Annotated in this window: 19 protein-coding genes; 12 read left to right on the forward strand and 7 right to left on the reverse strand. The window is 39.8% G+C overall.

Translation table 11 applies throughout. The annotated features are described in order from the left end of the window. Positions 1 to 47 precede the first annotated feature (47 nt). Positions 48 to 713 (forward strand): DUF4271 domain-containing protein, encoded by a 666-nt coding sequence (locus AC3E9U_RS07695; RefSeq protein WP_488746672.1) that lies wholly within the window; start codon positions 48 to 50, stop codon positions 711 to 713. A gap of 23 nt (positions 714 to 736) precedes the next feature. Beyond that, entirely contained in the window at positions 737 to 1495 is a 759-nt protein-coding gene (locus AC3E9U_RS07700) for a uroporphyrinogen-III synthase (RefSeq protein WP_488746325.1), read from the forward strand. 146 nt (positions 1496 to 1641) lie between these two features. Here the strand turns inward: AC3E9U_RS07700 and pckA are convergent, their stop codons facing one another. After that, on the reverse strand, positions 1642 to 3255 hold the full coding sequence (pckA, locus tag AC3E9U_RS07705; protein WP_488746326.1) for a phosphoenolpyruvate carboxykinase (ATP): 1614 nt from the start codon (positions 3253 to 3255) through the stop codon (positions 1642 to 1644). 80 nt (positions 3256 to 3335) lie between these two features. Then, on the reverse strand, positions 3336 to 3725 hold the full coding sequence (locus tag AC3E9U_RS07710) for a DUF423 domain-containing protein (protein ID WP_488746327.1): 390 nt from the start codon (positions 3723 to 3725) through the stop codon (positions 3336 to 3338). A gap of 125 nt (positions 3726 to 3850) precedes the next feature. On the opposite strand from AC3E9U_RS07710, the gene AC3E9U_RS07715 reads away from it, so the two are divergent. Beyond that, complete coding sequence (locus tag AC3E9U_RS07715) at positions 3851 to 5203, forward strand: saccharopine dehydrogenase family protein (protein ID WP_488746328.1); 1353 nt, start codon at positions 3851 to 3853, stop codon at positions 5201 to 5203. A 29-nt stretch (positions 5204 to 5232) separates the two neighbouring features. Here AC3E9U_RS07715 and AC3E9U_RS07720 read toward each other — a convergent pair whose 3' ends face one another. After that, entirely contained in the window at positions 5233 to 5862 is a 630-nt protein-coding gene (locus AC3E9U_RS07720) for a hypothetical protein (RefSeq protein ID WP_488746329.1), read from the reverse strand. Positions 5863 to 6046: 184 nt separating this feature from the next. Here AC3E9U_RS07720 and AC3E9U_RS07725 point away from each other — a divergent pair, with 184 nt between their 5' ends. Continuing rightward, complete coding sequence (locus AC3E9U_RS07725) at positions 6047 to 6517, forward strand: Lrp/AsnC family transcriptional regulator (protein WP_488746330.1); 471 nt, start codon at positions 6047 to 6049, stop codon at positions 6515 to 6517. 89 nt (positions 6518 to 6606) lie between these two features. Here AC3E9U_RS07725 and AC3E9U_RS07730 read toward each other — a convergent pair whose 3' ends face one another. Together AC3E9U_RS07730 and leuS are read right to left on the reverse strand one after the other, a co-directional pair. Continuing rightward, positions 6607 to 7278 carry a zinc metallopeptidase gene (locus AC3E9U_RS07730; protein ID WP_488746331.1) on the reverse strand — a complete coding sequence of 224 codons (672 nt, stop codon included), beginning with the start codon at positions 7276 to 7278 and terminating at the stop codon, positions 6607 to 6609. 189 nt (positions 7279 to 7467) lie between these two features. Then, positions 7468 to 10290, reverse strand: coding sequence for a leucine--tRNA ligase (gene leuS / locus AC3E9U_RS07735; protein WP_488746332.1), 2823 nt, complete (start codon positions 10288 to 10290; stop codon positions 7468 to 7470). 164 nt (positions 10291 to 10454) lie between these two features. Here leuS and AC3E9U_RS07740 point away from each other — a divergent pair, with 164 nt between their 5' ends. The 4 genes from AC3E9U_RS07740 to truB are packed head-to-tail and all read left to right on the forward strand — an operon-like array spanning position 10455 to position 13146. Beyond that, on the forward strand, positions 10455 to 11330 hold the full coding sequence (locus AC3E9U_RS07740; protein WP_488746333.1) for a cell division protein FtsX: 876 nt from the start codon (positions 10455 to 10457) through the stop codon (positions 11328 to 11330). 47 nt (positions 11331 to 11377) lie between these two features. Further along, positions 11378 to 11626, forward strand: coding sequence for a DUF3098 domain-containing protein (locus AC3E9U_RS07745; RefSeq protein WP_488746334.1), 249 nt, complete (start codon positions 11378 to 11380; stop codon positions 11624 to 11626). Continuing rightward, positions 11626 to 12435 carry an undecaprenyl-diphosphate phosphatase gene (locus tag AC3E9U_RS07750; protein ID WP_488746335.1) on the forward strand — a complete coding sequence of 270 codons (810 nt, stop codon included), beginning with the start codon at positions 11626 to 11628 and terminating at the stop codon, positions 12433 to 12435. The genes AC3E9U_RS07745 and AC3E9U_RS07750 overlap by 1 nt, the downstream gene beginning before the upstream one ends. 9 nt (positions 12436 to 12444) lie before the next feature. Beyond that, positions 12445 to 13146 carry a tRNA pseudouridine(55) synthase TruB gene (truB, locus tag AC3E9U_RS07755; RefSeq protein WP_488746673.1) on the forward strand — a complete coding sequence of 234 codons (702 nt, stop codon included), beginning with the start codon at positions 12445 to 12447 and terminating at the stop codon, positions 13144 to 13146. Here truB and AC3E9U_RS07760 read toward each other — a convergent pair. Beyond that, on the reverse strand, positions 13127 to 13729 hold the full coding sequence (locus AC3E9U_RS07760; protein WP_488746336.1) for a thioredoxin family protein: 603 nt from the start codon (positions 13727 to 13729) through the stop codon (positions 13127 to 13129). The two genes, truB and AC3E9U_RS07760, sit on opposite strands and share 20 nt — an antisense overlap. A 104-nt stretch (positions 13730 to 13833) precedes the next feature. Here AC3E9U_RS07760 and AC3E9U_RS07765 point away from each other — a divergent pair, with 104 nt between their 5' ends. The 4 genes from AC3E9U_RS07765 to AC3E9U_RS07780 all read left to right on the forward strand — a co-directional run bounded on the left by AC3E9U_RS07765 (position 13834) and on the right by AC3E9U_RS07780 (position 18564). Beyond that, positions 13834 to 14613, forward strand: coding sequence for a patatin-like phospholipase family protein (locus AC3E9U_RS07765; protein ID WP_488746337.1), 780 nt, complete (start codon positions 13834 to 13836; stop codon positions 14611 to 14613). A gap of 67 nt (positions 14614 to 14680) precedes the next feature. Continuing rightward, positions 14681 to 15388, forward strand: coding sequence for a UMP kinase (pyrH, locus tag AC3E9U_RS07770; protein ID WP_488746338.1), 708 nt, complete (start codon positions 14681 to 14683; stop codon positions 15386 to 15388). 24 nt (positions 15389 to 15412) lie between these two features. Next, complete coding sequence (frr, locus tag AC3E9U_RS07775; protein WP_488746339.1) at positions 15413 to 15976, forward strand: ribosome recycling factor; 564 nt, start codon at positions 15413 to 15415, stop codon at positions 15974 to 15976. Positions 15977 to 16062: 86 nt separating this feature from the next. Next, the gene (locus AC3E9U_RS07780) at positions 16063 to 18564 is read left to right on the forward strand and encodes a DUF5686 family protein (protein WP_488746340.1); all 2502 of its coding nucleotides are present in this window, start codon (positions 16063 to 16065) and stop codon (positions 18562 to 18564) included. Here the strand turns inward: AC3E9U_RS07780 and AC3E9U_RS07785 are convergent. Beyond that, positions 18561 to 18890, reverse strand: a complete 330-nt coding sequence (locus AC3E9U_RS07785) for a DMT family transporter (protein WP_488746341.1) — start codon at positions 18888 to 18890, stop codon at positions 18561 to 18563. The two genes, AC3E9U_RS07780 and AC3E9U_RS07785, sit on opposite strands and share 4 nt — an antisense overlap. Positions 18891 to 18965: the final 75 nt, after the last annotated feature.

Raw genomic sequence — 18965 nt, forward strand, 5'->3', positions numbered from 1 at the left:
CAGGAGGTGTGCATTTGAAAGCAAAAATTAGTACTTTTACATCCGATATGATGGATCTACTACTTAACGAAAGAGCTATAGAAAGCAAAGACTGGGCCACGGTACTGTTTGTCCTGTGTTTTACCATACTTGCCATCAACAGGACTATCTTTGAAGTCCGATTTAACGAATTCATAAAAATCGCAGTTTCGGATAAGTACCTGAAAATCTATAAAGACAGCGGGAACATGAACAGTTGGTTTACCATCTCTATGTTTCTCGTACAGTTGATCTCATTCGCCTTTTTGATTCAAATTACGTTGAGTTATTTCGGGTTGACAACGAAGTACAATTGGATAACCTACATACAGATTACAACATTACTAGGTGTTTTCATCCTTTCTAAGTACCTTATCGAGAAAATTATTGCCACAACTTTCAATATTGAGGAATTTAACGAACAGTTTAATTTACAGAAAGTTAACTATAGGACCTACATCGGACTTTTGGTTTTACCGGTGAATATTTTACTTTTCTACAATGATTTTTTGTCAAAAACCTTGCTTCTCGTTGTGATTTCAATCATTTTGATAATTAACGTGACTACATACTTCTTTTCTTTGAAGAATTATCAAAACTTAATCCTAAGCAAGTTCTTTTATTTTATTTTGTATCTTTGCGCACTTGAAATAGCGCCCTATTATTTCATGTATTATTGGTTTACAAAAAGTTAGAATAAATTGATTTTATTTAGATTATGAAAGTGAAAACTATCTTGGTTTCTCAACCAGAGCCTAAAGTGGAGAATTCACCGTACTTTGAACTACAGCAAAAGCTGAAGATCAAAGTTGATTTCAGACCTTTTATTCACGTAGAGGGCGTCCCAGCCAAAGAGGTACGAGCGCAGAAAATCGACTTAAACAACTTTACAGCGATCATCTTAACCAGCAAAAACTCGGTGGATCATTTCTTTAGAGTTGCTGAAGAAATGCGTTATAAAGTACCTGAAGATTTAAAGTATTTCTGCCAATCCGAAGCCATCGCTTTCTATTTACAGAAATATGTGGTGTACCGTAAGCGTAAGATCTATGTAGGTCAGAAAGACTTCGTTGATTTGTCGCCGCTTATCAAAAAATATAAGGATGAAAAATTTCTTTTACCTTCTTCCGATCAATTGAATGCGGATGTACCGCAAACATTAAACGGCCTGAAAGTAAACTGGATTCCGGGAACTTTTTACAGAACTGTAATGAGCGATCTTTCCGATTTAAAAGACGTTTATTATGATGTTTTGGCTTTCTTCAGCCCGACAGGAATCAAATCCTTATTCAAGAATTTCCCGGATTTCGTACAAAACAATACGAGAATCGCGGTATTTGGAAGCACTACTCAGAAAGAAGCCTTAGATCACGGCTTACGAGTGGACATTATGGCACCAACTCCGGAAACTCCTTCCATGACAATGGCTTTAGAGAAGTATATCATTAAAGCTAATAAAGAATCTAAGGAAAAATAACATTACTCATATTCCATACTAAAGCAGTCCGATGACTGCTTTTTTTATGCCCAAATATTTCTTCCGGGTTGAAGCAGCACGGTCATAAAAACAAAAATCCCACCACGCAAAGCGGGTGGGATTTTCTATATAAGTATTCTTATGAATTACAATTGAGGACCGGCCTTCACAAGATTTTTACCTTCTTCGTTATCGGTATACTGAACGAAGTTGTTAACGAATCTTCCCGCTAAATCAGTTGCTTTTTCAGTCCATTCTGAAGCATCTGCGTAAGTGTTTCTAGGATCAAGAATTTCCGTATTTACACCTTCTAAAGCAGTTGGTACTTCCAGGTTGAAAATAGGCACAATTTGCGTATTTGCTTTCTCCATTGAACCGTCAAGGATTCTGTCAATGATCGCACGAGTATCTTTAATTGAGATACGTTTTCCTGTTCCGTTCCAGCCTGTATTTACCATATAAGCCGTGGCATTGTGCTCTTCCATTTTCTTCACCAATTCTTCCCCATATTTTGTTGGGTGTAAGCACAAGAATGCTTTTCCGAAACATGCAGAGAATGTTGGCTCCGGTTGCGTAACTCCTCTTTCTGTACCGGCCAATTTAGCGGTGAAACCGGAAAGGAAATAGTATTTTGTCTGCTCCGGGGTTAATTTCGAAACCGGCGGCATTACTCCAAATGCATCTGCAGTTAAGAAGATTACTTTGGAAGCATGACCCGCTTTTGAAATCGGTTTAACAATGTTGTCAATATGGTCTATCGGGTAAGAAACACGTGTATTCTGCGTACATGAGCCATCTTTGAAATCAATCACACCATTTGCATCAAGCGTAACGTTTTCCAATAAAGCATCACGACGGATAGCACCAAAAATGTCCGGTTCGTTTTCTTTACTTAAATCAATGGTTTTAGCATAACAACCTCCTTCAAAGTTGAAAACACCATCATTGTCCCATCCGTGCTCGTCGTCTCCGATCAATTCACGTTTTGGATCCGTAGATAAGGTCGTTTTTCCTGTTCCTGATAATCCGAAGAAAACAGCAACATCACCATCTTTTCCTTTATTCGCCGAACAGTGCATTGAAGCGATACCTCTCAAAGGAAGATAATAGTTCATCATTGAGAACAATCCTTTCTTCATCTCCCCACCATACCAGGTTCCTCCGATCAACTGGATTTTCTCGGTAAGGTTGAAAGCAATATAAACATCGGAATTTAATCCGTGAGCAGCATAATCTTTAAAACTTGTTTTAGAAGCATTCATCACGATGAAATCCGGCTCTCCGAAGTTTTCCAATTCCGCTTCAGTAGGACGGATGAACATGTTTTTCACAAAGTGTGCCTGCCATGCCACTTCCATGATGAAACGCACTTTTAAACGTGTATCTTCATTGGCACCGCAAAAAGCATCCACCACAAACAATCTTTTTGAAGAAAGTTGGTTAACCGTCGTTTCTTTCAAAGCATTCCAGGTATCCTGAGAAATTGCTTTATTATCGTTTACAGCTTTGTCAGATGTCCACCAGATAGTATCGGTAGTAACATCATCTTTTACAATATATTTATCTTTTGGAGATCTTCCCGTGAATACACCCGTCATTACGTTAACCGCCCCAAGTTCTGATAATTGCCCTTTTTCAAAACCATCCAATGCAGGATTCAGCTCTTCATTATACAAGAAATCATAAGACGGATTATAGATAACTTCCACAGTATTCTTAATCCCGTATTTCTCTAATGAAATTGTTTTGGTAACATTCATAATTAAAAATGTGTTGTTTGTTTGTTTTATAAGATTGCAAAAATAAAAAAAATTAATTTCGGTCGACCTTTTTTAACCATTTATTCTGCTTTTTCTACCTGAATTTTAGCAAATAGCACAATCCATCCTAAAATCATCAATAATCCTCCCAAAGGCGTTATGGGACCAATGATTTTTGTGTTGATCGAAGTCACCGAAGCGGTCGACAACAAATAGATCGAACCGGAAAACATAATCACTCCGGTCGCAACCAATCCTACGATTATTTTTTTTGTTTTTGAGGATATCAGACCGGTCATTCCGACAAAAAGAAGAAACAGGGCGTGGTACATCTGATAACGCACCCCCGTTTCGAAGGTAGCTAATTCGGCTTCACTTAAAACTGATTTCAGGCCATGTGCTCCAAAAGCACCTAAAATAATAGCCACACCCCCCATAAAAGCAGCCATTGCAATGATTTTTCTATCCATAATTTTCAAATTACGCCCAAAGTTACTACAATTTTTAACGTTAAATAATAAAACTAATCCGATTTCGATTTCGTAATAATATAACAATTTCCTATTTTCGTGAACTTTTTAAAACAAACCTCATCATGCGAAATATTCTAATCATAGGAGCGGGTCGTTCAGCATCCTCACTTATTAAATATCTGCTGGAAAAATCGGAAGCCGAAAAACTACACATCACCATAGGTGACCTATCTTTAGAATTAGCCCAAAAAAAGACACAAAACCATAAAAACGCTTCGGCCATTGCTTTGGATATCTTCAACGAAAACCAGCGTAGGGAAGAAATTCAGAAAGCAGACATCGTAATATCCATGCTACCTGCCCAATTACACGTAGAAGTAGCTAAAGACTGCATCACTTATAAAAAACACATGGTTACGGCTTCTTATATTTCCGATGCTATGCAAAGCCTCGATGAAGCGGCTAAAGAGAACAATCTTGTCTTCATGAACGAGATTGGCCTTGATCCGGGAATCGATCATTTAAGCGCCATGAAAGTGATTGATGAAATCCGTGAAAAAGGAGGAAAAATCATTTTGTTCGAATCGTTCTGCGGCGGATTGGTTGCCCCGGAATCGGACACAAACCTGTGGAACTATAAATTTACTTGGGCTCCGAGAAATGTGGTTTTGGCCGGTCAGGGCGGAGCTGCAAAATTCATTCAGGAAGGCACATACAAATACATCCCGTATCATAAATTATTCCGGAGAACCGAATTTTTAGAAGTAGAAGGTTATGGAAAATTTGAAGGCTATGCGAACCGTGATTCTCTAAAATACAGAGGCGTATATGGTTTAAACGATGCACTGACCGTTTTCAGAGGCACCATCCGTCGCTGTGGATTTTCAAAAGCATGGGATATGTTTGTGCAATTGGGGATGACCGACGACAGTTATATGATTGATGATTCGGAAACAATGAACTATCGCGAATTCGTTAATTTATTTCTGCCGTACCACCCAACCGATTCGATAGAAATAAAGTTACGCCATATCCTGAAAATTGACCAGGACGATGCCATGTGGGATAAATTAGTGGAACTGGGTTTATTCAACGCAGATAAAATCATAGGCCTTAAAAATGCGACTCCGGCACAGATATTAGAAAAAATACTTTCCGACACCTGGGCATTACAACCGGACGATAAAGACATGATTGTCATGTATCACAAAATAGGATACGAATTGAACGGCGAGAAAAAACAGATCGACGCTACCATGGTATGTCTTGGTGATGACCAGACTTACACCGCAATGGCGAAAACGGTTGGATTGCCGGTTGCCATGGCCACATTGCAAATCTTAAACGGCAACATAAAAACCCCGGGTGTGCAATTGCCGCTGAACAAAGAAGTCTACTTGCCAATCTTAAAAGAATTAGAAGACTATGGTGTGGTTTTCAATGAAAAAGCTGTCGAATACAAAGGATATAATTAACAAAAAGCCCCTCTTTGGAGGGGCTTTTTTTATGAAACATCAGCAAGCTTTTTCTTTTGCTTGTTAATTTCGTCCTGCAACTGACGGCGGAGTTTTTGCTCCCGCTCGATTGCATTGCGTTTAAACATTTCGAATTCTTCTTCCACTTCCGTCAACTTCTGTTTGGCATCTTTTGTTATATTGTTAGCCCCTTTAAAACGAACGCTTAAAAAAACCGCAAATATCAGTAACACGGAAACCAGAGACCACATTACGGAATGGTATAAAGTTTTAGACAACGACATACCAAAAAGCAAAAACGTTTCATTCGCCGTATCGATGGTTGACGCTTTCGCGTTTGCCTCGTCCAATTTCAACGTCAATTCCTTTAGTTCTCCGTTTTTGGATTCAATTGCTTTTTTTGAATCTGCCAGATCATTTTCATTTCTGGACAAAAGCGTCATCACATCAAATCTTAACGTTTCAAGATCTGTCTTCCTGACCAGTTTTACACCATTTTGCTCGGCGGAATTAGCAACAATTCCGTTAACCTGATTTTCAACTGTGGATTTGGTGATCGGCTTCTCAGCCACGGCTTCGATATCCTGAGCCTGGACCGTAACAAATGTCGGCAGCGCAATTAAGGCCACAAGACATGATTTTAGAGTTAAATTTTTCATTTTACTAGATTTGGGTTTAATAGTAATCTGATATCAAAACATCATTTACAGATTGACCTATAACGTCAACCTATATATTTTAAAGATGCGTAATTTTTTACACGTTTTAAAATTTTTAATCAAATAAAACATTTTTTACTAAATTTGATATTTTTAAGTTATAACAACTTACAAATTTTCAAATATGAAATTAAATCACTTACAGATAGAAATAGACGGGATAGACAAGCAGATTCTTCGCGAATTGATGGAAGATGCAAGAAAACCTATTCTGCAGATCGCCCATAAGATCGGGATTTCCGGTGCGGCAATTCATCAGCGACTGCGAAAGCTGGAACAGGCCGGCGTCATCTCCGAATCCCGACTAATGATCAACACAAAAGTACTAGGCTACAGCACGATGGCCTTCGTTGGGATTTATCTTGACAAAGCAGCCCGTAATCCGGAAGCGGTCAAAGAACTAAAAAAAATCCCGGAAGTACTGGAATGCCATTACACCACCGGAAACTGGAGCATACTGATCAAAATCCTATGCCGCGACAACGAACATCTGATGCAATTGCTTAATAAAAAAATACAAGCCATTGATGGTGTTTCAAGAACGGAAACGTTCATTTCACTGGACCAGCAGATTGAACGACAGATTCAGTTATAATTAGCCCTCCAATTTCTCAAACCTAAAAGTCGGAACAAAAAAAATTCACTACGTAGGCAGTGAATTTTTCTTTTTCTATTCAAAAGGAATTAACGTCGGTTCATATAAATCATAATGTAGTACAGCAAAGTTCCGATTGAACCGATAGCAGCTACCACGTAGGTTCTTGCCGCCCATTTCAAAGCATCTGCAGCACCGGCATGTTCCGCCTGGCTTAACATTCTTTTGTTTTCCAACCAAGCTAACGCTCTGTTACTCGCATCGTATTCCACTGGCAAGGTAATGATGGAAAACAAAGTGGTTAAAGCGAAAATTACGATTCCTACCAATAAAAGCGTTGGAAATACTTTAACCATTAAAATCCCAATCAGTAAAATCCATTGTACAAAATTAGACGTAACCGAAACGACCGGAACCAGTTTGGAACGCAAAGTCAACCAACTGTATGCCTGCGCATGCTGTACCGCGTGCCCGCATTCGTGAGCCGCCACTGCTGCCGCAGCCGCATTGCGCTGATTGTATACCGCTTCGCTTAAATTCACGGTTTTATCCACCGGATTATAATGATCGGTCAGACGTCCCGGAGTTGAAATTACTCGTACATCATAAATCCCATGATCGGCAAGCATTTTTTCGGCGATTTCTGCCCCGCTCATTCCATTCTGCAAGTGCATTTTCGAATAATGATCAAATTTGCTTTGAAGCCTGCTGCTCACCAAATAGCTCGCCAGCATAATGGCCCCCATTAAAATCAATACCATAATTATGTAGTTTTAATTATCTTTATTAACGTATAGAAAACATCAAATTTTGCACCAGATTTAATTAATGCCATTTTGACATTCACCACCTTACATAACTATTATACGTAAAAACCGAAAAAGGTTACAAAAAGAAATCCCAAATTCCTGTTAGAATTTGGGACGTTTTTATTTATTTTGATTTATAAATTATCCAACCAAATTGATGATTTTACCAGGTACGATAATTACTTTATTCGGCATTCTGCCTTGCAATTGCCCCTGAGTTCTTTCGTCGGCCATTACGATTTCTTCAATTTGTGCCGCATTCAGGTCCAATGGAAGTTTAATCGTAAAACGCATTTTCCCGTTAAAGGATACCGGATATTCTTTTTCGCTCTCCACTAAATATTTGGCTTCGAAAATCGGGAATTTCACAGTCGATACAGAACCTTCGTGACCTAACGCGCTCCATAATTCCTCAGCAATATGTGGTGCGTATGGAGAAACCAAAATCGCCAACGGTTCTAAAATAGCGCGGTGACGGCATTTTTGCTGTGCCAATTCGTTCACACATATCATAAATTGCGACACCGATGTATTGAACGAGAAATTCTCAATGTCTTCCGTTACTTTTTTGATGGTCTTATGCAATGATTTGTACATCTCTGCTGTCGGCTCATCATTGGTTACGATCAGACCATTATCGTCAAAATACAAACGCCAAAGTTTTTTAAGGAAACCGGATACTCCCGTAATTCCAGCCGTATTCCAAGGTTTCGCCTGCTCCAATGGTCCTAAGAACATTTCATACAAACGAAGCGTGTCAGCACCGTACTGCTCGCAGATGTCATCCGGATTCACGACGTTGTATTTCGATTTGGACATTTTTTCCACTTCACGACCTACAATGTATTTACCATCTTCCAAAATGAATTCTGCATCTTTATAATCCGAATATAAAGGATGTGCTTTGAATTTTTCAATATCCAACTCGTTGGTGATGTCGTTGATTACCGATAAATCAGCATGGATTGCATGAACATTATAGTCTTTGATTAATCCTTTTGAAATGATTTTTTTGGAATCTTCCGTACGATATACAAACGCACTGTTTCCTAAAATCATCCCTTGGTTGATCAGTTTTTTAAATGGCTCTTCCGTTGGTGCAAAACCTCTGTCTTTTAGGAATTTGTTCCAGAAACGGGAATACAACAAGTGACCGGTCGCATGCTCGCTTCCACCAATATATAAATCAACATTTTCCCAGTATTTCAAAGCATCGGTTGAGGCAAAATCAGCATCATTGTGCGCATCCATGTAACGCATCCAGTACCATGAACTTCCTGCCCAACCCGGCATCGTGTTTAATTCTAAAGGAAATACTTTTACATTATCAATTAAATCATTGCTTACCACCTGATTAGTTTCCGTACTCCATGCCCAAACGGATGCATTTCCCAGTGGCGGCTGACCGTCTTCAGTTGGCAAATATTTTTCCACTTCCGGTAAAACGACCGGCAAATGTTCTTTGGCAATCATCTGCGGCATTCCCTTCACATAATACACCGGGAACGGTTCTCCCCAATAGCGCTGACGGGAGAAAACAGCATCACGCAAACGGTAATTCACTTTCGCTGTTCCTGCACCTATTTTCTCTAATTCTTCTATGATTTTTTTAGTCGCTTCCTTGTAATTCAATCCGTTCAAGAATTCGGAATTCGCTAAAATCGTGTTGTTTTTATCGTCGTAAGCTGCTTCAGAAATATCCACACCTTCCACAATATTTACAATCGGAAGGCTGAAGTGTTTCGCAAAAGCGTAATCGCGCTCATCCCCGCAAGGTACCGCCATTACCGCTCCGGTTCCGTAACCTGCTAATACGTAATCACCAATCCAAACCGGAATCGGTTCTTTGGTAAACGGATGCTCGGCATACGCCCCGGTAAATACACCTGAAATGGTTTTTACATCGGCCATTCGCTCTCTTTCCGAACGTTTTGCAGTAGCTTCCACATAAGCTTCCACGGTTGCTTTTTGCTCCGGAGTCGTTATTTTAGCCACCAATTCGTGTTCCGGTGCCAAAGTCATAAACGTTACTCCGAAGATAGTATCAGGACGAGTGGTAAATACTTCAATTACCTCATCATGGTTTTTCAGGTTGAAAGTAACAGAAGCTCCAACTGATTTTCCGATCCAGTTTCTCTGACTTTCTTTCAATGATTCTGTCCAGTCGATAGTTTCCAAACCTTGTAATAATCGCTCTGCATAAACTGAAATGCGCATCGACCATTGGGTCATTTTTTTACGGATAACCGGATGACCTCCACGCTCAGAAACACCATTGATAATTTCGTCGTTCGCTAAAACAGTTCCCAATGCAGGACACCAGTTAACTTCAGTTTCCGCCAAATAGGTTAATCGGTATTGCAATAAGATTTTTTGTTGTTCTTCGGATGAAAATGCATTCCACTCCTCTCCGTTAAATGTTGCAACATTCTCATCACAAACCGCATGGATTCGGGTATTTCCTTCCTGTTGAAAAACTTCGATCAGTTCCTCAATAGGACGGGCCTGATCTGTGTCTTTACAGTAATAGGAATTAAACAACTGAATGAAAATCCATTGGGTATGCTTATAATAATCCGGATTTGAAGTACGCACTTCACGACTCCAGTCAAACGAAAAACCAATCTTATCCAACTGCTGACGGTAACGCGCAATATTCTCTTTCGTGGTTTTTTCCGGATGTTGTCCGGTTTGAATCGCATATTGCTCGGCCGGCAATCCGAAAGAATCATACCCTTGCGGATGCAACACATTGAAACCCTGATGTCTTTTGTAACGCGCTACGATATCCGAGGCAATGTAACCCAGCGGATGCCCCACATGCAAGCCTGCTCCCGAAGGATAAGGAAACATGTCCAACACATAATATTTTGGTTTATCAGAATCATTTTTTGCAGCAAACGTTTGGTTTTCTGCCCAATACTGTTGCCATTTGGCTTCTATTTCGTTGTGGAAGTATTTCATTTTTAAAGCTTCATAGTTGCAAAGTGATAAAGTCTCAAAGTCGTTCTCACTTAAAATTCAAGGCGCAAAAATACATTATATTATAAGAAAGATAAAACTTTGACCGTTATAAAGGTTAAAAACGATTTTCTTTACTATTTTTACGGCTTAAATTCAGATTGCTTATGGCACCATCATTCGAGAACTTTCAGAGAAGACGCCTTATTTCGTCTTATTTTTCTGTGATTTTAAGTATTTTTTTAGTGTTGTTCCTTTTGGGCGCACTGGGTTTATTTGTAATCCATTCTGAAAAAATTTCGAACAGTTTTAAAGAAGACATCCCAATGTCGGTTTACTTCAAAGACGAAGCAAATGATACCATTCTAAAAGCATTTGAAACCAAATTGAAAGGTTCTGCTTTCGTGAAAGATTTTGCTTTTGTATCCAAAGAAGATGCAGCAAAAAACAACAAAGACATTGTAGGGGAAGATTTCCTGGAATTTTTAGGAATGAATCCATTGCCAAATTCCTTCGACATCCACTTAAAAAGTGAATATGTGGAATCATCGAAAATCAAACAGATCGAAAGCGACATCAAAACCAACGAAATGGTTTCAGAGGTCATCTATGATAAAAAATTAGTCGAACTAGCTAACGAGAACATCAAAAAAATCAGTTTCTGGATCTTAGTGATCAGTGGCGTTTTTGGCGTAATTTCCATGTTATTGATCAACAGTTCCCTGCGTCTTTCGGTTTACTCCAACCGTTTTATCATCAAAACCATGCAGATGGTGGGCGCAACAAAATCATTCATCCGCAGACCGTTTATCTGGAGAAGCATCCGTTTGGGATTAATCGGTTCCGGATTAGCCATCATTGCTCTTATCGCTTTGACGTTCTATGTTGACGGATTATTCCCGAAACTGGGAATCGCCAAAGATTATTTATCCATGGTCATCATTTTAGGCGGCGTTTTACTGGTTGGAATTGTAATCACGTGGATCAGTACCTTCTTTGCCACTCAACGTTTTTTAAACTTACGCACTGACGATCTTTATTAATATGAAAATAATAAGGATGCGATTGCTTCGTTCCTCAAAATGACAATATGAAAAACAAACAAAAACCAGATTTTCTTTTCGAAAACATCAATTACAAGATCCTTTTAGTCGGATTAGGCGTTATTGCTTTAGGTTTTATCCTGATGGCCGGCGGCGGAAGCGATGATCCGAAAGTTTTCAGCGATGCTATTTTTGATGCGCGCAGAATCAAAATTGCGCCAACCGTAGTTTTAATCGGTTTTGGCATCACGATCTATTCCATTTTCAAAAAATCGGATCAACAGTACAAGCAATAATGGATTTATTTCAAGCTTTAATAATTGCCATCATTGAAGGTCTGACAGAATATTTACCGGTTTCCTCCACAGGACATATGGTATTTGCAAGCTCGTATTTCGGTATTCAGGAAGATGATTTTGTAAAACTGTTTCAGGTTTCCATCCAATTTGGAGCAATATTGGCCGTGGTAGCATTATACTGGAAGAAATTTTTCAACTTTTCCAAACTGAATTTTTTCATAAAATTAGCCTGTGCCGTAGTTCCCGCTTTGGTTTTAGGAAAATTATTCGATGATAAAATTGAAGCGGTTTTAGGAAATCCTATTCCGATCGCCATTACCCTGATCGTGGGCGGAATCATCCTGCTGTTCATCGACAGCCGTTTTCAAAACCCGACGATTACCAATGAAGAAGACATTACGATAAAAAAAGCGGTTATCATTGGTTTTTGGCAATGTCTGGCAATGATGCCAGGAACAAGTCGTTCTGCTGCTTCAATAATTGGCGGAATGCAACAGGGACTGACCCGACATGCCGCTGCCGAGTTTTCGTTTTTCCTGGCGGTTCCTACGATGTTGGCCGTAACCTGCTATTCCGTTTTTCTTAAAACGTACGAACACACTCAGATGAAAGGATACGAGCTGATTTTACAATCTTCCGATACGATCAAAATGTTTATCATCGGAAACGTAGTTGCTTTTATCGTTGCGGTTTTAGCCATTAAATTCTTCATCGGAATCATCAAACAATACGGTTTCAAACCTTGGGGATGGTACCGTATTATTGCCGGAATCGGTCTTTTGATCTATTTCTCATATTTAAAATAAACCACAGTGCTGACACCGGAAGATTACATAAACGGACAAGTTTTACTGATTGACAAACCCTTGAAATGGAGTTCGTTTCAGGCGGTCAACAAATTGAAATATACGTTGATCAATAAAGTCGGACTTCCTAAGAAATTCAAGATCGGACACGCCGGCACATTGGATCCGTTAGCAAGTGGTCTGCTTATTATCTGCACCGGAAAATTCACAAAACGGATTCCCGAATTACAGGGCATGCCTAAAGAATACACGGGAACTTTTCATATCGGTGGCACAACACCTTCGTATGATCTGGAAACTGAAGTAGACGAAACTTTTCCGACCGAGCATATCACTCCTGAATTAATCGAGCAGGTACGCGTGAGTTTCTTAGGCGAAATCGACCAGAAACCGCCAATTTTTTCGGCAATTAAAAAAGACGGAAAACGTTTATACGAACACGCGCGCGCGGGAGAAGAAGTGGAAATCGCACACAGAAAAACCACAATTTATGAATTCGAGCTCACACGAATCGAATTACCCGAAATCGATTTCCGGGTAAAGTGCAGCAAAGGGACCTACATCCGTTCGCTGGCTTATGATTTTGGAATGGCCTTAAATTCCGGAGCGCATTTAACAGCCTTACGCCGAACAAAAATCGGGGAATTCAATGTAACAGATGCTACACCGATAACCGATTTTGAAACTACTTTTATTCCAGAGCAAGCATAATTCTTGAAATTTCTTCCATTGTTGACAATCCCTTGTCATGCAGGTACCATTTCTGAAGTTCCGCTTTAGCGATTTCATTGACTACGCCAAATTTTGCTTTGAATTCCTTGATCAGCCTTGTAGCTCCTTCCGGTCTTGCGCCCCACGCAGCTAAAACTTCATGACTTTCCGCATTAAGAATTATCAGTTTCGGAATCGAACGCGCACCATTGGTTAAAAACTCCTGCATCAACGGATCATTTTCATCGCGAAAGACGATATTAAAGTCTATGTTGCCGGCAACCTCATCCATTTTTTGCATTACCGGTAGTAACTGCGCAGCATCTCCGCACCAGCCTTCCGCCAAAACCAACCAGATGTATTTTTTGGTCAGTTTTCCTAACTGCTCTTTTATATCTTCAGGAACCACAATGGTCTTGTCCAAACGGTTCATGCGCACTTCATTTAGCTGACTGTAATGAAGTAAATCATCGGATTGTTCGTTTCCGGATGATTTTCCTTCCGCCAGTAATGTTGATACTTTTGCTCTGAATTCCGGATAATTGTAGCTGTTATTTAGGCTATTTTCTATAATTGTTTTCATTCTTCAGATTTAATACTACAAAATTACTCCAAAAATCGCATTTGGTAGCTGATAAATGTCAGCTTAACGGATCAAAAAATGTAATTTTATAGCAAACAATTACCATGGATCTAAAAACAAAATCGTTAGGATTGGTACTTTCAGGAGGCGGCACGAAAGGACTGGCCCATGCCGGTGCATTACAGTTTCTGGAAGAGCAAAACATAAAACCGCATCATATCGCGGGAACCAGCGCAGGTTCCATTGTTGGCGCGTTGTATGCCAATGGAAAAACGCCGAAAGAGATCCTGGAATTTTTCAAATCCATCTATTTTTTTAACTGGAAGCACTTCACGTTTAAAAAAGCGGGATTTATCGATTCCAGTGCGTTCAAATTCTACTTTCATTCGATTTTCGGAGATACCCGGATTGGCGATTTAAAAATTCACACCCACATAACCGCAACGGATCTTGTAAAAGGGAAATTGAAGGTTTTTGGTCCGGAAACGAAAGTCACTGATGCAATACTGGCATCATCCTCCTTTCCCGGCGTGGTTTCACCTTATGAAATTGATGGCAATCTGTACAGCGACGGCGGAATCCTGAATCATTTCCCGACTGATATTTTACAAGGACGGTGCGAAACCCTCATCGGAGTATATGTCAGCCCCATCCAAAAGATTGAGGCCAATGATCTTTCTTCCATAAAAGCAGTTACTGCAAGGGCTTTCGATTTGTTATCCGCCAACTCCAACATGAGCAAATTCAATATTTGTGATTGGATAATTCAGCCCGATGAACTGGCAAAATTTAGCACTTTCGAAACCAGCAAAACCAAGATGGACCAGATTTTCAAAATAGGTTATGAAGCCGCCAAAAAATCATACGAAGAACTTCTGCCATAAATTTCACCTAACCTCTTTTAAAAAAAGAGATTATAACTATATTTGCACCACTAATCGAATCATCGTAATGAAATACAATAGAATTCTTCTGAAACTGAGTGGCGAAGCGCTAATGGGAGAGAATCAATATGGCATCGACCCAAAACGCTTAGCGGAATATGCAGCTGAAATTAAACAAATTCACGACAAAGGCATTCAGATTGCCATTGTAATCGGAGGCGGTAATATTTTCAGAGGGGTAGCCGGAGCCAGTAACGGAATGGACCGCGTGCAAGGCGATTATATGGGAATGTTGGCAACGGTAATCAACGGGATGGCCTTACAGGGCGCTTTGGAAGCTACCGGAATGCAAACACGTCTTCAAACCGCTTTAAAAATCGAAGCCATTGCGGAACCTTATATCAAAAGAAGGGCAGTTCGTCATTTAGAGAAAAACAGAATCGTAATTTTTGGAGCCGGTACCGGAAACCCATATTTCACAACAGATACGGCAGCAGTTTTAAGAGGAATTGAAGTAGACTGTGACGTTATTTTAAAAGGAACACGTGTAGACGGCGTTTATGATTCGGATCCGGAAAAGAATGCCAATGCCGTTAAGTTCGACAACATTACTTTTGATGATGTATTGAGCAAAGGACTGAACATCATGGACACAACCGCTTTCACGTTGAGTCAGGAAAACAAATTACCGATCATCGTTTTTGACATGAACAAACCTGGAAATTTGTTGAAAGTTTGCGAAGGCCAAAACGTAGGAACAACTGTTAACATTTAATATTGATTTATAAAAATTAGTATCATGACCGAAGAAATTAATTTCATCTTAGATAGCACTAAAGAATCGATGATCGGCTCTATCGCCCATTTGGAAAAATCATTTTTAAACATTCGTGCCGGAAAAGCTTCTCCACAAATGCTGGGAAGTGTTTTTGTGGACTATTACGGTTCTCAGACTCCGCTTTCTCAGGTAGCTAACGTAAACACTCCCGATGCGAGAACAATTACCGTTACTCCATGGGAAAAAGCAATGTTGCATCCTATTGAAAAAGCCATTATGATTGCCAATCTTGGTTTCAACCCGATGAACAACGGAGAAAACATTATCATCAGCGTTCCGCCATTAACGGAAGAGCGTCGTAAAGATTTGGTAAAGCAAGCCAAAGCGGAAGCAGAAGATGCAAAAGTAAGTATCCGAAATGCACGTAAAGATGCCAATACCGATATCAAAAAATTAGAGAAAGAAGGTACTTCTGAAGACATCTGTAAAACGGCAGAAGACGATGTTCAAAAGCTTACGGATTCTTTCATCAAAAAAATCGATGAGCATTTGGCTATCAAAGAAGCCGAAATCATGAAAGTATAATTTATAAATCCCGATTTTTCATCGGGATTTTTTATTTCATATCTTTAGCTACCTTTACACATTCAATCCGAAAGCTCGTCTGCATCTTGAAGCGATTTTTTCTCATTTTGTTTTTCCTTTTCAGCATTTTGGTTAATGCTCAGCATCCTGTCTCCGGGATTGTACGCGGCAATAACGACAAACCGCTCCCTTTTGCCACGGTTCACCTGAGCAACGGAAAAACCATCATTGTTGATGTCGACGGGAAATTCATCATTGAAAACACAGCCGACGTAATCAGTTTTAGTGTTTCTTATACCGGCTACATCCCTGAAAAAGTATTTCTGAAAACCAACCAGAAATTTTATGAGGTAAAACTCAAAGAGAAATCCCAGCAGCTTGATGAACTGGTGATCGGCGAAAATCCCGCGCTGGACATTATCCGAAAAACCATTGCTTCCAAAAGCGCCAATGATCCCGAGAAGAAACTCAGTAGTTTTCAGTTTAAGATGTACAACAAGCTGATTATTACTGCCAACCCGGATTCCATCATCGGGAAAATTGACTCCGTTTTCATTTACCAAAAACTCGGGGCCCGTTTCCAGAAACTGGATTCGTCGGATTTCAAACTCAAAAAAATCATTCAGAAACAACACCTGTACCAGACTGAAAAAGTTTCTGAAATACAGTTCAATAAAAAACAGGGACGAAAAGAAACCGTTTTAGCAACGCGAATGGCCGGTTTTAAACAGCCCATTTATGAATTCATAGGTTTGCAGTTACAGTCCTTCTCTGTTTACGAGGATAAGATAGTGCTCTTCGAAACCAAATATGCCAATCCGGTCGCAGAGGACGCGCTGAGCCACTACAATTATAAAATTCTTGATACCGTTTTTTTAGGTAACCGAAAGGCTTTTATGATTCACTTCAAGCACAAAAATCAAAAGAAGAAATCAAAACTGGAAGGGATATTGTACATCGACAAGGAAAGTTATGCCATTGCAAAATCAATTTATCGTTTTAAGGGAATATTAGACATCAGTGCGACCAATTACTTCACTTATTATAAAGAAGAAGAAACCTGGTTTCCTGAGAAAAACATGTTTAAAATTGTAAAAGGAAGCAATAAGGACGATGTGAAAATTTTGGGCGAAACCATCAAATTCACCAGTGAAGAGGACGAAGACACTTCCAAAAAACATAAGAAGTCAGGTTCGGATTACATTTACATTCTTTCCGAATCCAAAAATTTTGAAACCGAATTCAACAAACCGGTAAACATTAAACATCCTTTCATCGCCATCGATATTAATGAAGAGGCCATCTCCAAAAACGAAAGTTATTGGACGCCGTTTCGAAAAGACAGTTTGGATATCCGCAGCATGAAAACTTATTCTACTTTGGACAGTTTGGTTTCGAAAGAAGGTTACGAACAGAAAATTAAGATCGGTCGAAAAGTAATTAACGGGTTCATACCTCTGGGCCCTGTTGATCTGGATTTACGTCAAATCATCAAATACAACAACTACGAAGGCTTCCGATTTGGTCTTGGCGGCGTGACCAACGATAATTTTTCGAAGACGATCCGATTGAATGGTTATGGCGCCTACGGCCTGAAGGACGATAAATTTAAATTCAGCCTTGGCCAGGCCACCCGAATCGGCAATTTCTCAAGCACCTGGCTGGGTTTATCTTATACGGATGACCTGCAGGAGATTGGTAGTACGATTTTCGAAATTGACCGTAAAAAGTTCCGACTTTACGATCCGCGGCCTTTCAACTTAACGACCTTCTACAGTCATAAAACATGGAAAGCTTATATTGAAACCAGGATCTTTCCCAAGACCGAAAGTATCTGGCAGTTTTCACGTACGGAAATCGATCCTAAATTCGACTATATGTTTTATGCAAACGGGACCACCTTCACCGACTATACCATTTCGATGGCTTCGGTTTCGGTACAGTGGAATCCGTTCAGTGATTACATGCACACTCCGGTTGGACGACTCGAATCAAGGAAAAGATTCCCGAAATTTACATTTCAGATCTCAAAAACCTTACCGGGTGTATTTGGAAATGATTTAGATTTTTCAAAATTCGACTTTAAGACCGAAATCGAAAAACAATATCTCGACGGACAGAAAACCTCCTTCCTGGTTCAGGCCGGTCTTGCAGTAGGTGATATTCCCATCACGCATCTTTATAGTATTTCGCCAAACACCCTGGATCGTGATGCCATTTTACAGCGTATCAACTTTGCCGGCAAAAACAGTTTTGAAACCATGCGCTTCAACGAATTTTTCTCCAGTGAATATGTTGCTCTTCACTTTAAACATGCGTTCCGAAAAACCAAACTGTTCAAAAAAGTCAAACCAACTTTTGTAGCAGTAACCAGAATGGCAGTAGGAACTTCAAGAGAACAGAAGAACCATCAGGGATTTGAATATAAGACCTTAGAAGACGGCTATATGGAATCCGGTCTGGAGCTCAACAATATTTTTATGGGATTGGGATTATCCGGATTTTATCGTTACGGCGCCAACGGATTGCCCCAGGTACAGGACAACATCTCCATCAAGATCAGTTATGTCCTCGACTTAGGACTTTAATGTGATGATACAAATTTCAATCCGACAATCGAAGCAATCAGCGTAGTCAAAAAGAAAACACGCCAGAAATCAGCAGGTTCTTTGAACACGAAAATCCCAACCAACACCGTACCCACGGCACCTATTCCTGTCCAAACAGCATAAGCCGTTCCGATCGGCAAAGTTTGTGTGGCTTTATAAAGTAATACCATGCTGATGGTCAGGCAAACAAAAAAACCAACCATCCATAAGTTTGAAGCGGTTCCGGATGTTTCCTTCGCCTTACCTAAACAAGATGCAAAACCTACTTCAAAAAAACCTGCGATAACCAGTAAAATCCAATTCATCTGAACTAAAATTAAGTTGAATGCAAAGATAGCATTTGAAAGCCGAATCTTTTACAAAAACTGAACTTCAAAAGA

Source organism: Flavobacterium sp. 21.1, assembly GCF_057801535.1.

Coding starts and splice junctions, on each gene's coding strand:
- AC3E9U_RS07695 (WP_488746672.1), top strand. CDS start 48: ATGATGGATCTACTACTTAACGAAAGAGCTATAGAAAGCAAAGACTGG.
- AC3E9U_RS07700 (WP_488746325.1), top strand. CDS start 737: ATGAAAGTGAAAACTATCTTGGTTTCTCAACCAGAGCCTAAAGTGGAG.
- pckA (WP_488746326.1), bottom strand. CDS start 3,255: ATGAATGTTACCAAAACAATTTCATTAGAGAAATACGGGATTAAGAAT.
- AC3E9U_RS07710 (WP_488746327.1), bottom strand. CDS start 3,725: ATGGATAGAAAAATCATTGCAATGGCTGCTTTTATGGGGGGTGTGGCT.
- AC3E9U_RS07715 (WP_488746328.1), top strand. CDS start 3,851: ATGCGAAATATTCTAATCATAGGAGCGGGTCGTTCAGCATCCTCACTT.
- AC3E9U_RS07720 (WP_488746329.1), bottom strand. CDS start 5,862: ATGAAAAATTTAACTCTAAAATCATGTCTTGTGGCCTTAATTGCGCTG.
- AC3E9U_RS07725 (WP_488746330.1), top strand. CDS start 6,047: ATGAAATTAAATCACTTACAGATAGAAATAGACGGGATAGACAAGCAG.
- AC3E9U_RS07730 (WP_488746331.1), bottom strand. CDS start 7,278: ATGGTATTGATTTTAATGGGGGCCATTATGCTGGCGAGCTATTTGGTG.
- leuS (WP_488746332.1), bottom strand. CDS start 10,290: ATGAAATACTTCCACAACGAAATAGAAGCCAAATGGCAACAGTATTGG.
- AC3E9U_RS07740 (WP_488746333.1), top strand. CDS start 10,455: ATGGCACCATCATTCGAGAACTTTCAGAGAAGACGCCTTATTTCGTCT.
- AC3E9U_RS07745 (WP_488746334.1), top strand. CDS start 11,378: ATGAAAAACAAACAAAAACCAGATTTTCTTTTCGAAAACATCAATTAC.
- AC3E9U_RS07750 (WP_488746335.1), top strand. CDS start 11,626: ATGGATTTATTTCAAGCTTTAATAATTGCCATCATTGAAGGTCTGACA.
- AC3E9U_RS07760 (WP_488746336.1), bottom strand. CDS start 13,729: ATGAAAACAATTATAGAAAATAGCCTAAATAACAGCTACAATTATCCG.
- AC3E9U_RS07765 (WP_488746337.1), top strand. CDS start 13,834: ATGGATCTAAAAACAAAATCGTTAGGATTGGTACTTTCAGGAGGCGGC.
- pyrH (WP_488746338.1), top strand. CDS start 14,681: ATGAAATACAATAGAATTCTTCTGAAACTGAGTGGCGAAGCGCTAATG.
- frr (WP_488746339.1), top strand. CDS start 15,413: ATGACCGAAGAAATTAATTTCATCTTAGATAGCACTAAAGAATCGATG.
- AC3E9U_RS07785 (WP_488746341.1), bottom strand. CDS start 18,890: ATGAATTGGATTTTACTGGTTATCGCAGGTTTTTTTGAAGTAGGTTTT.